The sequence below is a fragment of the Novosphingobium aquiterrae genome, assembly GCF_042434435.1.
Taxonomy (GTDB): domain Bacteria; phylum Pseudomonadota; class Alphaproteobacteria; order Sphingomonadales; family Sphingomonadaceae; genus Novosphingobium; species Novosphingobium aquiterrae.
Genome location: NZ_JBHLTL010000001.1, coordinates 397,213 through 410,853, shown reverse-complemented (window position 1 = coordinate 410,853; position 13,641 = coordinate 397,213). Strand labels below are relative to the sequence as shown.

Below are 13,641 nucleotides of genomic sequence, written 5' to 3'. Positions count from 1 at the left end.
GCAGCAGCACAGAAAGGCCTTCAGTTGGCCAACGTAACCGTGATCGGCGCCCAGTGGGGCGATGAAGGCAAGGGCAAGATCGTCGATTGGCTGGCCAGCCGCGCCGATGCCGTGGTCCGCTTCCAGGGTGGCCACAACGCCGGGCATACCCTGGTGGTCGGCGATCAGGTCTACAAGCTTAGCCTGCTGCCGTCGGGGATCGTCACCGGCACGCTGTCGATCATCGGCAACGGCGTGGTGCTCGATCCGTGGCATCTCAAGAGCGAGATCGAAAAGCTCGAAGGCCAGGGCGTGGTCATCAACACCGACAATTTCGCGATCGCCGACAATTGCCCCCTGATCCTGCCGCTCCACCGCGATCTGGACGGCCTGCGCGAAGCCGCCGCCGGATCGGGCAAGATCGGCACGACCGGGCGCGGGATCGGCCCGGCCTATGAGGATAAGGTCGGGCGCCGTGCGATCCGGGTCTGCGATCTGGCTCACCTCGATGCACTCGACAGCCAGCTCGACCGGCTCTGTGCGCACCACGATGCCCTGCGCGCCGGCTTTGGCCAGCCACCGGTCGACCGCGCTGCCCTGCTTGAACAGCTGAGGGACATTGCTCCCTCGGTCCTGCAATATGCCCAGCCGGTGTGGAAGCGGCTGAACACCGTGCGCAAGGCCGGGGCGCGGATCCTGTTCGAAGGCGCGCAGGGCGTGCTGCTCGACGTCGATCACGGCACCTATCCGTTCGTCACCAGCTCCAACACGGTCAGCGGCACCGCCGCCAGCGGATCGGGGCTGGGGCCGTCGAGCACCGGCTTCGTGCTCGGTATCGTCAAGGCCTATACCACCCGGGTCGGCTCGGGCCCGTTTCCGACCGAACTCGACGATGCCACTGGCCAGCAGCTGGGCGAACGCGGGCATGAATTCGGCACCGTCACCGGGCGCAAGCGCCGCTGCGGCTGGTTCGACGCGGTACTGGTGCGCCAGTCCTGCGCGATTTCGGGCGTCACCGGCATTGCCCTGACCAAGCTCGACGTGCTCGACGGGTTCGAGACGGTCAAGATCTGCACCGGCTATCGCCTCAACGGCAAGGTTCTGGACTATTTCCCCAGCCATGCCGCCGACCAGGCTGCGGTCGAACCGATCTACGAGGAAATCGAAGGCTGGAGCGGCACCACCGCTGGCGCCCGCAGCTGGGCCGACCTGCCCGCCCAGGCGATCAAGTACATCCAGCGCGTCCAGGAACTGATCGAAACCCCGGTGGCACTGGTCAGCACCAGCCCGGAACGGGAAGACACGATCCTGGTGCGGGATCCATTCGTCGATTGATCCATTCTTGACATAGTCTCTGTTTGTTCTACTCCTGTTCGCAATGCAGGAGTCGGAACACATGGGCCAGGCCAATTTCGTCTACACCAGCGCAGCCAATGACGCCGCGGGGCTGCCTTTGACCATCAGCGTGTTTGCCGATCGCGATCATGTCGCCGCGCAGGTGCGCGACGATGCCGAGGCAGCGGGTTTCCGGCTGGTTGCCGGGGGCAAGGTTGCCGCGCTTCTCGATGACGAGGCGCGGGCGCTGGGCGACGTGGTCCTGGTCGATTGCCCGCAGCCCGACGGCGCGGCGCTCGCCGCCCTGACCCGGATCGATCTGCGCGCTGCCCACACCGGTGCCCACCTGATCGTCTCAACCAATGTCGCAGGGCTGGAGGACGTGTTCGGCTGTCTTGACCAGTCGGGCCCGCAGATTCTGGTCGAACCCACCCGGGCCGACCGCGTGATCGCACTTGGCCGCGTACTGGGCCAGGTTTCGGGCGCACGGCTTCGCGAGCTGAGCGAGGAGGACCGTTTGGTGCTACTGCGCCTGACCGAGCAGGTTGGCCAGATCGCCCAGCGGCTTGAGCGGCTTGAAGCGCCACTGCGCGCGGTCGAGGCGCAGGACCGCGAAGGTGCCTTTCGCTTCGAAAGCCCGCGCCCCGCCTTTGCCCAGAATGAAGCCGAGGCGAGCGACCGGCTGGTTCGCGCCGCGCGGCCGCCTTTGCCCGATCCGCGGCTGGTCCGCCGCATTATCCGCCAGCGTCAGATGCGCGCGCGCTTTTTCGATGGCGATCTGTTCGGCGATCCGGCCTGGGACATGCTGCTTGATCTGACCGCAGCGCGGGCCGAACACACCCGGGTATCGGTCACCAGCCTGTGCATCGCCAGCGGTGTCCCGCCGACCACCGCGCTGCGCTGGATCGGGCAGTTGACCGATGCCGGACTGTTCCAGCGGGTCGAGGATGACAGCGACCGCCGCCGCGCCTTCATCACCCTGACCGACAAGGCCGCCGACTGCATGGCCCGCTATTTCGCAGAACTTGGGACCAACGCGGCGCGTGCGCTCTGAATGTGCGCGGCGAGTGATTGACGCTGCAGTCCGCCCAGCCTAAAGCGCCGCTTCCCGCGAGGGGCGCTTAGCTCAGTTGGTAGAGCATCTCGTTTACACCGAGAGGGTCGGCGGTTCGAGCCCGTCAGCGCCCACCACGTTTCCCCGTCACAGCGTCCGACACCTGCCCGGCTGCGTATTCCGCTTGCCGATCGTCATTGCCGTTGCCAAATTTAATTGAGCGATTAAACGAGTCGCAAAGCGTTGGCTGGGAGAGAGACATGGCGATAAAGACCCGCATCACCGAAATGCTCGGAATCGAACATCCGATCGTCCAGGGCGGGATGCAGTGGGTTGGCGTGGCGGAAATGGCCAGCGCCGTTTCCAACGCCGGGGGCCTGGGTATTCTGACCGGCCTGACCCAGCCCAATGCCGCTGCCCTGGCTGCCGAGATCGAGCGGTGCCGGTCGATGACCGACAAGCCTTTCGGCGTGAACATGACCGTGTTTCCGACGATCAATCCGCCCGATTACAAGGCCTATGCCCAGGCGATCATCGATAGCGGGGTCAAGATCGTCGAAACCGCCGGCACCCCTGCCGTGCGCGAATTGTGGGAGATGATGAAGCCCCACGGCATCCTGATTCTGCACAAGTGCACCGCGGTGCGCCACGCGCTGTCGGCCGAACGGGCCGGGGTCGACGTGATTTCGATCGACGGTTTCGAATGCGCCGGCCACCCCGGCGAAGACGATATCCCGGGGCTGATCCTGATCCCGGCCGCTGCCGACAAGGTCAAGATCCCGATGCTGGCCAGTGGCGGCTTCGGCGATGGTCGCGGCCTGGTCGCGGCGCTGGCGCTGGGTGCCGACGGGATCAACATGGGCACGCGCTTTACCGCCACGGTCGAAGCGCCGATCCACCAGAGCTTCAAGGACGCGATGGTCGCCAATGACGAGCGCGGCACCGACCTGATCTTCCGCACCTTCCGCAACACCGCGCGCGTGGCGAAGAACGAAATCAGTCAGGCCGTTGTCGCGGCCGAGGCCGAGGGCAAGGATTTCGCCGCGGTGGCCGATCTGGTCAAGGGCGTGCGCGGCCGCGAAGGTCTGCAAAGCGGCGATACCAACCACGGGATCTGGTCGGCCGGTATGATCCAGGGTCTGATCCACGACATTCCGACCTGCGAAGTCCTCATCACCCGCATCGTAGCCGATGCCGAAGCCATCATCCGCCAGCGCCTGACCGGCATGCTGGCCTGAAAGGAGATCATCAATGCCCGAAGCCTATATCATCGACGCCGTTCGCACCCCGCGCGGGGTGGGCAAGCCCGGCAAGGGCGCGCTGTCGCACCTTCACCCGCAGCATCTGGCTGCAACCGTGCTGGGGGCGCTGAAAGAGCGCAACCACCTCGACACCAAGACCGTCGATGACATCGTCTGGTCGACCAGTTCGCAGGTCGGCAAGCAGGGCGGCGATCTTGGCCGCATGGCCGCGCTTGCGGCGGGCTATGACATTTCCGCCAGTGGCACCACGCTCGACCGGTTCTGCGGCGGCGGGATCACCTCGGTCAACATGGCGGCGGCTTCGGTCATGTCGGGCATGGAAGACTGCGTGATTGCCGGCGGCACCGAGATGATGAGCTATGTCGCTGCGCACGGGGCCGAGCAGGCCAATGCCGGCCTGCCGCCGCGGCTGATGGGCTCGGGCAATGAGGAGCTCGATGCGCTTCATCCGCAAAGCCACCAGGGCGTTTGCGGCGATGCCATCGCGACAATGGAAGGGATCAGCCGCGAAGCGCTCGACGCGCTGGCTCTGGTCAGCCAGCAGCGCGCCGACGTGGCGATCAAGGAAGGCCGCTTCAACAAGTCGGTGGTCCCGGTCAAGAACCCCGATGGCACGGTCGCGCTGGACCGTGAGGAGTTTCCCCGGCCCGAAACCACGGCCGAAGGTCTGGCCGCGCTGAAGCCCAGCTTCACCGGCATTGCCGATTTCGACATTGGCGGCACCACTTTCCGCAAGCAGATCAACCGGCGCTATCCGGATCTCGAGATCCAGCATTTCCACCATGCCGGCAACAGCTCGGGCGTGGTCGATGGCGCGGCAGCAATCCTGATCACTTCGCCCGAATATGCCAAGGCCCACGATCTCAAGCCGCGGGCCCGGATCGTTGCCTATGCCAACCAGGGCGACGATCCGACGCTGATGCTCAACGCCCCGGTTCCGGCGGCCAAGAAGGTGCTGGAGAAGGCCAGGCTGACCAAGGACGATATTGACGTCTGGGAAATCAACGAGGCCTTTGCCGTGGTCGCCGAAAAGTTCATCCGCGACCTCGATCTCGACCGCAGCAAGGTCAACCCCAACGGCGGTGCGATGGCGCTGGGCCACCCGATCGGCGCGACCGGATCGATCCTGATCGGCACGGCGCTGGACGAGCTGGAACGGACCGGCGGCCGGTATGGCCTGGTCACGATGTGCGCTGCGGGCGGCATGGCCCCTGCGATCATCATCGAACGGATCTGAGGCCGACAGGTCCCTTCCTGTCAGGGGAAGGGACCTGGTCACCCCTGACGGCATTGACCAAAGGAGCCCGCGACATGAGCGCCATGACCTATGCCGTTGCCGATCACGTGGCGACGATCACGCTCAACCGGCCCGAGCGGATGAACACGATTTCCTCGGCGATGCTCGACGAACTGACCGCCACGCTGGTCAGGGCCAACGAGGACGAGGCGGTGCGGGTGGTGATCCTGACCGGGACCGGCCGTGCCTTCTGCGCCGGGCTCGACCTCAACGAAGCGTCGAGCGGGCAGGGGATCGGCGGCGGCACGCGCAAGGCCCCGGCGACGATCGACCTGCGCAACACCCCGCCGACCGTGCTGTTCGCCATGGACAAGCCGGTGATCTGCGCGCTCAACGGATCGGCTGCGGGCTATGGCATGGACCTGGCGCTGGGCTGCGACATCCGCATCATGGCCGAGGATGCCAAGCTCGCCGCGGCCTTCGTCAAGCGCGGGGTCCTGCCCGAAAGCGGCGGCACCTGGTTCCTGCCGCGAATGCTCGGCTGGGCCAAGGCGGCGGAGATCATCTTCACCGGCCGCACGCTGAGCGCGGCGCAGTGCCTCGAGGAAGGGCTGGCCAACAAGGTCGTCCCGACCGACCAGGTCGCTGCCGTGGCGCTGGCCATGGCCCGCGAGATCGCCGCCAACGCCCCGCTGGCGGTGCAGGGGGCCAAGCGGCTGATGCGGATGGGGCTGAACGAGACTTTCGACACCCACGTCCAGCACGTCTACCTGCAGCTGCTCCCGCTGTTCGCCAGCGATGACTTCAAGGAAGGCGTGGCCTCGTTCCTGGAAAAGCGGCCCGCTGCGTTTGCCGGGCGTTGAGAATCGATACTGCGCGGGCAATTCAGCCAGATTGACTTGGCATTGCTGTAGTGGAGCTAAGGAGCTCAGACAAAGATGCGCTGAATTTCGCGAATGCCTTTCTCAAGCCTTTCCTTGAATTCTGCTGGCACGTTTGCGGCAGCCAATCGCTCAAATTCACGTAAAGTATAGGGCGCTGTTTCGGGGCAATTCTCAGCAAGGCATTCTAATGAAGACACGGATACGTTAAAAACTAAATTGTTATTAGTTTCATTTAAAATCGCACGTACTTTGTGAACTGAAGGAACATCTCGCCCACGGATTAAGATCCGCATGACGGAAATTTCTACAAGATCGTCATCATTAGAATTCAGATTTTCTCTGACAGCATTCCTGATGTTCTCGTCCAGAAAGTGTTTATAATCCAGTTCGTAGGTCGCAGCGATACGTTCCCCAACCAACGGAGAACGGAGACGTTTGAGTAGGCGGCTGCGAAACATGGGCTTCAAATTGCAGAAAGTGCGGATTTTCGCAATGGCTCAGGTTTCAGTATGACAACTTCGAGCAATAAATTGCAATATTCGCTACGCTGAATTCATTGTCTCTCCTTATTTCCCCAGCAGCACCCCGCGCCCGACATTCCGTGCATTAACCGCGCCGCTCAGCCCAAGTGCGGTGCGCATGTCCTGTTTGACCATGGCGAGGTAGCGGGTCAGCGCGGCTTCGCCGCCGGCGGCCAGGGCCATCACCCACGGACGCCCGACCAGCGCGGCCTTGGCGCCGAGCGCCAGCGCCTTGACCAGATCCTGCCCGGTGCGCACGCCGCCGTCGACCAGCAGCGTAGTCCGGTCGCCCACCGCATCGGCGATGCGCGGCAGCATGGCCGCGGTCGAGGCGGCGCCGTCAAGCTGGCGTCCGCCGTGGTTGGAAACGATCAGGCCGTCCGCGCCGATCGCCACCGCAGCGCGCGCATCGTCAAGGTCGAGAATGCCCTTGAGCACGAGCTTGCCCGGCCACACCTTGCGCAGCCATTCGATGTCCTGCCAGGTTACCGAAGGATCGAACTGGCTGCCGGTCCAGTGCAGGTAATCGCGCGGGTTCGCCGATTGCTTCACGTAAGGGGCCAGGTTGCCGAAGCCGTGCGGCGCGCCCCTGATCCCGACATCCCACAGCCAGCCGGGGTGCAGGGCATAGTCGATCAGCCCGCTGCGTGCGCGGCCCCACGGACTGAGCCCGCCCTGCATGCCGTTGCGAAAATCGCGGTAGCGGGTGCCGAGCACGGCCAGATCGATCGTGAAGGCCAGCGTCGTCACCCCCTGCGCGGCGGCGCGGCTGAGCACGTCCTGCACGATCCCGCGATCCTTCAGCATATAGAGCTGGAACCAGAACGGCGTGCCTGAAACCTTGGCCACTTCCTCCATCGGGCAGACCCCGACGGTGGAAAGGCAGAACGGAATGCCGGCCTTGTCGGCGGCGCGCTTGGCCTGGACCTCGCCGCGGCGGCTGGTCATGCCGCCCATGCCGATCGGCGCGAGGACCAGCGGCAGGGCCAGCTTTTCGCCAAACAGCTCGACCGAGCAGTCCATTTTCGAGGCGTCGACGAGGACCTTCTGGGTCAGCTGCAGCGCCTCCCAATCGGCCGTGTTGCGGCGCAGGGTGGTCTCGGTCCCGGATCCGCCGTCGATGTAGTCGAACAGGAAGCGCGGCAGGCGGCGTTCGGCCTTGCGGCGGAAATCGGCATAAGTGACGTCGAGCAGGTTGAGGGTACCGGCCATGTCAGAGCATCGCCTCGATCAACCTGGGCCCCTTGGCGGCAATTGCACTCGCCAACTCCTCGCGGAACGCCTCGGCCGTTTCGACCCGCACCGCCGGCACGCCCATGCCTTCGCTGATCTGCGTCCACTGGATCGCCGGGTTGGTCAGGTCGAGCATCGACAGCGCCTTGGGCCCGGCGTTCTGCACGCCGACCCGCATCAGCTCGATATTGAGGATCGCGTAGGAGCCGTTGTTGAGGATCACCGTGACCACGTCGAGCTGCTCGCGCGCCATCGTCCACAGCGCCTGGCAGGTGTACATGCCGCCGCCGTCGGCCTGGAGCGCAATCACCTTGCGCTGCGGACAGGCGACCGCCGCGCCGACCGCAAGCGGCAGGCCCTGGCCGATTGCGCCGCCGGTCAGTTGCAGCCAGTCGTGCGGTTTCGCCCCGGCGCACATCCCGAACGCGGCCGCGCCGTTGGTCGCGCTTTCGTCGGAAACGATCGCCTGATCGGGCAGCAGCTCGGCCAGAACCGCGCCCAGGCTGGCGCTGGTCAGCTTGCCCGGCTCGGCAGCGAAGCTGGTCGGGGCCTGAACCAGTGCCGGCTGCGCGGGGGCGTCCAAAGCGGCGGCCAAGTCGCCCAGCGCCGCCAGCGCATCCTCGCGCAGCGAGGCCAGACGCACCAGCGTGGCACCCGGCGGGGAGAGGAAGCTGGGCTTGCCGGGATAGGCGAAGAACGACACCGGCGGTTCGGTCCCGCAGAACACGATCGCCTCGAAATCCTTGAGGTAGGCTTCGGCCATTTCGCCGAAATAGGGCAGCTTCTCCACCGCGACCCGGCCCGCGCCGCGCTGATGGCGGGTTGCGAAGGTTTCGCAGACCAGCCGCGCCCCGGTGGCAGCGGCGATACGCCCGGCTTCGATCAGGGCATCCTCGCGCAGCGCGCGGCCACCCAGAAACAGGCACTTCGGACCTGTGCACGCACGCAGGGCAGCGGCGGCGGCTGCGATCGCTTCGGCCGGCGCGCGGGCCGGGGTGGTGGCAGCGGGCACGGAAACCGTTGCAGAACCTTCGGTCCAGGCGTGATCGGCGGGCACGATCACCGTGGCGATCTTGCCCGGATAGCTTTGCGCCACGGCGAAGGCTTCGGCGCCGGCCTGAGCCAGGTCGCGCTCGCTGCGCGAAACGCGGACCCAGTCGGACATCGGCCGCGCCACGCCGGCCGCGTCGGAGGTCAAGGGCGCGTCATAGTGCAGGTGATAGGTCGCGTGATCGCCGACCATGTTGATCACCGGGCTGCCGGCGCGGCGGGCATTGTGCAGATTGGCGAGGCCGTTGCCCAGGCCCGGGCCAAGATGCAGCAGCGTCACCGCCGGCTTGTCGGCCATGCGGCCATAGCCGTCGGCCGCGCCGGTCACGACGCCTTCGAACAGCCCCAGGATCGCGCGCATCCCGTGGGTCCGGTCGACCGCGGCAACCAGCTGCATTTCCGAGGTTCCGGGGTTGGCGAAGCAGGTGTTGACCCCGCAATCCTTGAGGGTCTGGATAAAGGCTTCGGCCCCGTTCATTGTCATGCTCCTCATACCCCCGGCGCCCGCGCGGCGCGTCTTGTTGCGGCCAGCTTATGGACCCCGCCGGGCCTTGCCAAGCGTCCGTTCGGCTGATGATCGATATGAATCTGCGTAACGGGCTTGCCGGACGGCGCGGGTGGGCTAATGCCGGGACATTCGCAGGGAGGCGGCGCGGCGATGCAGTATGATGTGGTGATTGTCGGGGCGGGGCAGGGCGGCGGTGCCGCAGCGATCCAGCTCCGCCAGCAGGGTTTCACGGGAACCGTGGCGATGATCGGGCGCGAGAGCGAGCCGCCCTATGAACGCCCGCCATTGTCCAAGGAATACCTGCTCGGCGAAAAGACCTTTGAGCGGCTGTACATCCGCCCGCCCGAATTCTGGGCGAGCAAGCAGATCGATCTGCTGCTCGGCTGCGAGGTCACCGCGCTCGATCCCAAGGCGCAGTGCGTGACGCTGCACGATGGGCGGAGCGTCGGCTATGGCGACTTGATCTGGGCGACCGGGGGCGATCCGCGGCGGGTGATGATCCCGGGGGCCGAGCTGGCCGGGGTCCACGCCGTGCGCACCCGCGCCGATGCCGACGCGATCCTGGGCGAGCTGCCGGGCGTCGAGCGCGTGGTGGTGATCGGCGGCGGCTATATCGGGCTGGAAGCCGCCGCGGTGCTGCGCAAGCTGGGCAAGGAAGTGACCTTGCTCGAAGTGCTGCCGCGGGTGCTGGCGCGGGTTGCCGGGCCGCAGCTTTCCGCGTTCTACGAGGCCGAGCACCGCGCCCACGGGGTCGACCTGCGCACCGAGACCGGGGTCGAGGCGATCCTGGGTGTGGGCACGGTCAGCGGCGTGCGGCTGGCCGACGGCAGCGAGATCGCCTGCCAGATGGTCATCGTCGGGATCGGCGTGATCCCCGCGGTCGGCCCGCTGCTCAGCGCCGGGGCGGCGGGGGGCAACGGGGTCGATGTCGACGAACTGTGCCGCACCAGCCTGCCCCATGTCTATGCGATCGGCGACTGCGCGGCGCACACCAATGCCTTTGCCGACGGCGCGATAATCCGCCTGGAATCGGTCCAGAACGCCAACGACCAGGCCACCACCGCGGTCAAGGCGATCCTCGGCGGCAGCGATCCCTACAAGGCGACCCCGTGGTTCTGGTCGAACCAGTACGACCTCAAACTGCAGACCGTCGGCGTGTCGACCGGCTACGATGCCGAGATCGTCCGCGGCGATCCGGCGACGCGCAGCTTCTCGGTGATTTACCTGCGGCAGGGGCAGATCATCGCGGTCGATGCGGTGAACATGATCAAGGACTACGTCCAGGCGCGCAAGCTGGTCGAGGAAGGCGCGGTGATTGCCGAGGCAGACCTGGCCGATGCCGGGAGGCCGCTGAAGGAGCTGGACCGGCTTTAGGAGGGATTGCAATCGCGGACAATGCGTCCGCTATCTGCCACTTCGGTTTAGATGCAGACGTTTCAGCTACGACAACATCTCATACGTAAAATTAGTCGCCAGCTTGTCTGTGACTGAAATGCCATTTTCGGAAAGCCTGAACGGTGGAAAGCAAAATCAATCCGCCTCCCATCGCAAGCCAGATCAATCCCAAGCCGTGGAACACATCCGTTTTCAGCGATTGACTCCAAACCAACCAGACGCCGAACGCCGCAGCCAAAACTAGTTGTCCGTACGTGATTTTTGAAAACGCGAGCGCACGTGCCTCGATCTTAGTCAATGCAGCGCCAGCAGGCATCCGATGCTGAAGCTCTCGGGCCGGGGCGTTCCACGCCCAGTAGTAAAATAGCAAGAACGGGCATAAGATCGCACCCACCCCGATCCAGACTGCTACTTTTGCCGCAGTGCTGTCGCTGTCAGGAACGAGCCAGACTACAAGTAGGACCAGGATGATGGTCGCAGCGACAGTCGACCAACTCGAATAACGAATGCGTCTGTTAAAATCTGCGATGAAACTATCCCGTTCAGCCTTGCTGACGCGGAATTGCGCACCTTTATAGCTTTTTCTGTAGAAATAACCGTTGCCGTCAGGGGTAAACTGATCGACAAAAAGTTGTCGAACCCGATCGAATCTGGAATTGCTAAACATCTTGAGAAAATAGTTGTGCTATCAAACTCCCGCAAGCTCAAAAAATCTCGCTAAAAAGATCTACGAACACTTGATGTCTGACTTCACTTCGCCAAGCCCTACCCCTCGCTGCGCTTGTAGCTCGGCAGGGCCAGTCCGCGGGTGATGGCCAGGCCGCGCAGGGCGAAGCCGGCCAGCGCGGCGGCGATCCACACCGGGGGGCGGGGCAGGTCGGCCATGCTGCCGGCGACGACCAGCGCCGAGGTCAGCGCGGCGGCAGTGACGTAGATTTCGGGGCGCATGATGATCGAGGGGCGCGCCGCCAGCACGTCGCGGATCACCCCGCCGACGCAGCCGGTGATCACCCCCATCATCATCGCCGGAACCGGGGCCACGCCGAAGGCCAGCGCCTTGGCGGTGCCGAGTACCGCATAGGCGGCAAGGCCCAGCGCATCGGCCCATTCGAGCAACAATCCTTCCCACCAGCTGCGCGGGGTGAACCAGGCGAGCAGGGCCGTGCCGAGGCACACCGGGGCGACCCACGGATCGCGCACCCAGAACACCGGCGCGCCGATCAGCAGATCGCGCACCGTGCCGCCACCAACCCCGGTGATCAGCGCGAAGAAGGTCATCGTCACGAAGGTCTGCTTGAGCCGCGCCGCCAGCAGCGCCCCGCTCAGCGCGAAAACCGCGGTCCCGGCCAGGTCGAGCAGCGGCGGCAGCGTAGGCAGGACGGCGGGTGTCACGTTCAGTCTTCGACCAGCTCTTCCAGCCGGGTCTTGACCGCCAGGATCCGCTGCGCCGCTTCGGTGAAGGTCGCCACTTCCTCGCGCCGGCTGTTGCCGCGGGCTTCCTTGGCCGCTTCGACATAGCCTTCCATGTCGGCTTCGAGCGCGTCGACCAGGATCTCGATCTCATCGCTGGTCAGGGTAATGGTATGCTTGTCGGCCACGGGTCGTTCCTTTGTTGGGCTTGGCCGCCCTTCATAGTGCCTGGAGCGCCTGCGAAAAGGCCGAAACCGCGTTGCGGCGGGGAAAGTGCGCTCTAGCGGACTAGCCGGATCGCCGCGGTGCCGGTGCCCCAGACCGGCAGGTACAGCCCGTTGCCAGCGGCTTTCAGCGATCCGGTGCGCAGGTTGTCGATCCGCGCCTGGATCAGCAGGTCGCCTTCGCGCTTGTCGTCGATCGCACGGCTGATCTTGCCGATCAGTTCGTTGTAATCGTTGGTGAAGTTCTGGGCGAGCGCCTCGGCAATCGTCTCCGAAACGGCGGGCGTGTTGGCCAGCTTGAGCAGCAGGTTGGTGCCGGTGCTGTCGGTCACCCCGTCAACTGTGACGTCCTGGAACAGCACTTGCTGGGTGTTGGGCGGATTGACCGGCAGGCCGGTGAACCAGATCGTCCCCGCGGCGCGCTTCGTTTTTGCCGAGGGATCGACCGCGGTGAACTGCAGCCCCACTGCGATCCGGCCCTTGTCGGTGCCATAGGTGGTGACCTTGCCGAACTGCGCCGCCACCGGGCCGATCCCGGGGACATCGAATGGCCGGGCTGAACGCTTGACCAAGGCTTTCAGGATCACCGGTTCCAGCTCGGCATAGTCGGCCAGCACCGGGATGAAGAATTCGAGGTGACCGGCATTGGCCTGGAGCGGGCGGACCGGGGGCAGGGCGATCGGCGCCGGATCCTGCGGGCGCGCGCCGACGAAAGTCTCGGTCCGCGCCTTCATCCCCAGCCGCAGCACCAGCTTGCGCCCTTGCACCGCATAGCCGCCGAACTGCAATTCCTGCGGGGTGATCCGCATCCACACTGGGGGGTTGTCGCGGTTGAGCAGCAGCGACGTGAAGGCCTTGCGCCACGAGCGTTCGACCTGTCCGCGAAAATCGAGCTTGGCGATCTCGCCGGGCAGGGTGCGCTCCAGCCTGGCAATTACGCCCTTCAGCTTTTGGTCGGCCTTGTCGGTCAGCATGATCTTCTTGCCGAGGAATTCGACCGTCGGCTGCTGCGCCCAGTCATAGTCCAGATCGATGCTGGCGCGCGGCGACCAGTCGGGATTGAGCGCCATGCGGATCACCGCATGGACCTGCGCGCGCGCCGTGGCGGTTTCCTGCTTGAGCACGCCGCCGATGTCGCGGGCGTGGATCACCGCGCTGATCGGCATGGTCACAACAATGTCGCTGCCCCGGCCCGACAACGCCAGCCCGCCGCGGGTGACCTGGCCGACCAGCCGGCACTTCAGCGTCGGGGTCTTGACCTTGACGATCAGGACCTTGACCTTTTTCGACGGTACGCAGGTCTGGCCGTCCTGATCGATGGTCCACAGCTGGCGCGGAATTTCGCGTTCAAGCACGGCCGACAAGGCGGCCAGATCGGCCTCGATCGGCACCGCGATCAGCGATGTCTGCGCCGGGGTCTCGATCTGCTCGGCAGAGCGCGGCGGTGCCCCGCCAGCACTGCCGCGATTGCATCCCGCGACCAGCAGGCTTGCCCCTGCCGCCGCAAGCAGTGCCGCGCCGCGCAGCCGTATGATCGAAAACCCCATGG

13 protein-coding genes and 1 tRNA gene are annotated in these 13,641 nt (G+C 65.3%); 7 read left to right on the top strand and 7 right to left on the bottom strand.

What is annotated here, in order from left to right; translation table 11 throughout:
- Nucleotides 1-24: 24 nt before the first annotated feature.
- The 6 genes from ACFFF7_RS02055 (at nt 25) to ACFFF7_RS02030 (ending at nt 5,730) form a co-directional block, all read left to right on the top strand.
- Nucleotides 25-1,314: an adenylosuccinate synthase gene (locus ACFFF7_RS02055; protein WP_379479696.1), complete on the top strand. Its 1,290-nt coding sequence runs from the start codon at nt 25-27 to the stop codon at nt 1,312-1,314.
- Nucleotides 1,315-1,357: 43 nt separating this feature from the next.
- On the top strand, nt 1,358-2,368 hold the full coding sequence (locus tag ACFFF7_RS02050; RefSeq protein ID WP_379479695.1) for a winged helix DNA-binding protein: 1,011 nt from the start codon (nt 1,358-1,360) through the stop codon (nt 2,366-2,368).
- 61 nt (nt 2,369-2,429) lie between these two features.
- Nucleotides 2,430-2,505: transfer RNA gene (locus ACFFF7_RS02045), tRNA-Val, on the top strand.
- A 123-nt stretch (nt 2,506-2,628) separates the two neighbouring features.
- Nucleotides 2,629-3,606, top strand: a complete 978-nt coding sequence (locus tag ACFFF7_RS02040; protein ID WP_379479694.1) for an NAD(P)H-dependent flavin oxidoreductase — start codon at nt 2,629-2,631, stop codon at nt 3,604-3,606.
- Between the two features lie 13 nt (nt 3,607-3,619).
- Nucleotides 3,620-4,867: an acetyl-CoA C-acetyltransferase gene (locus tag ACFFF7_RS02035; RefSeq protein WP_379479693.1), complete on the top strand. Its 1,248-nt coding sequence runs from the start codon at nt 3,620-3,622 to the stop codon at nt 4,865-4,867.
- Nucleotides 4,868-4,941: 74 nt separating this feature from the next.
- Nucleotides 4,942-5,730 (top strand): enoyl-CoA hydratase/isomerase family protein, encoded by a 789-nt coding sequence (locus ACFFF7_RS02030; protein ID WP_379479692.1) that lies wholly within the window; start codon nt 4,942-4,944, stop codon nt 5,728-5,730.
- A gap of 65 nt (nt 5,731-5,795) precedes the next feature.
- Here ACFFF7_RS02030 and ACFFF7_RS02025 read toward each other — a convergent pair whose 3' ends face one another.
- From ACFFF7_RS02025 to ACFFF7_RS02015, 3 genes are all read right to left on the bottom strand, one after another.
- Nucleotides 5,796-6,209, bottom strand: coding sequence for a hypothetical protein (locus ACFFF7_RS02025; protein ID WP_379479691.1), 414 nt, complete (start codon nt 6,207-6,209; stop codon nt 5,796-5,798).
- Nucleotides 6,210-6,317: 108 nt separating this feature from the next.
- Entirely contained in the window at nt 6,318-7,484 is a 1,167-nt protein-coding gene (locus tag ACFFF7_RS02020; protein ID WP_379479690.1) for an L-lactate dehydrogenase, read from the bottom strand.
- A 1-nt stretch (nt 7,485) separates the two neighbouring features.
- The gene (locus tag ACFFF7_RS02015; protein ID WP_379479689.1) at nt 7,486-9,033 is read right to left on the bottom strand and encodes an acetolactate synthase large subunit; all 1,548 of its coding nucleotides are present in this window, start codon (nt 9,031-9,033) and stop codon (nt 7,486-7,488) included.
- 180 nt (nt 9,034-9,213) lie between these two features.
- Here ACFFF7_RS02015 and ACFFF7_RS02010 point away from each other — a divergent pair, with 180 nt between their 5' ends.
- Nucleotides 9,214-10,437, top strand: a complete 1,224-nt coding sequence (locus ACFFF7_RS02010) for an NAD(P)/FAD-dependent oxidoreductase (protein ID WP_379479688.1) — start codon at nt 9,214-9,216, stop codon at nt 10,435-10,437.
- 91 nt (nt 10,438-10,528) lie between these two features.
- On the opposite strand, the gene ACFFF7_RS02005 is transcribed toward ACFFF7_RS02010, so the two are convergent.
- The 4 genes from ACFFF7_RS02005 to ACFFF7_RS01990 form a co-directional block, all read right to left on the bottom strand.
- The gene (locus tag ACFFF7_RS02005; protein WP_379479687.1) at nt 10,529-11,125 is read right to left on the bottom strand and encodes a hypothetical protein; all 597 of its coding nucleotides are present in this window, start codon (nt 11,123-11,125) and stop codon (nt 10,529-10,531) included.
- 98 nt (nt 11,126-11,223) lie between these two features.
- On the bottom strand, nt 11,224-11,850 hold the full coding sequence (locus ACFFF7_RS02000; RefSeq protein ID WP_379479686.1) for a trimeric intracellular cation channel family protein: 627 nt from the start codon (nt 11,848-11,850) through the stop codon (nt 11,224-11,226).
- A gap of 2 nt (nt 11,851-11,852) precedes the next feature.
- Nucleotides 11,853-12,056, bottom strand: coding sequence for a hypothetical protein (locus ACFFF7_RS01995; protein ID WP_379479685.1), 204 nt, complete (start codon nt 12,054-12,056; stop codon nt 11,853-11,855).
- A 92-nt stretch (nt 12,057-12,148) separates the two neighbouring features.
- A complete protein-coding gene (locus ACFFF7_RS01990) occupies nt 12,149-13,639 on the bottom strand; it encodes a DUF4403 family protein (RefSeq protein ID WP_379479684.1) in 1,491 nt (496 codons plus the stop codon).
- Nucleotides 13,640-13,641: the final 2 nt, after the last annotated feature.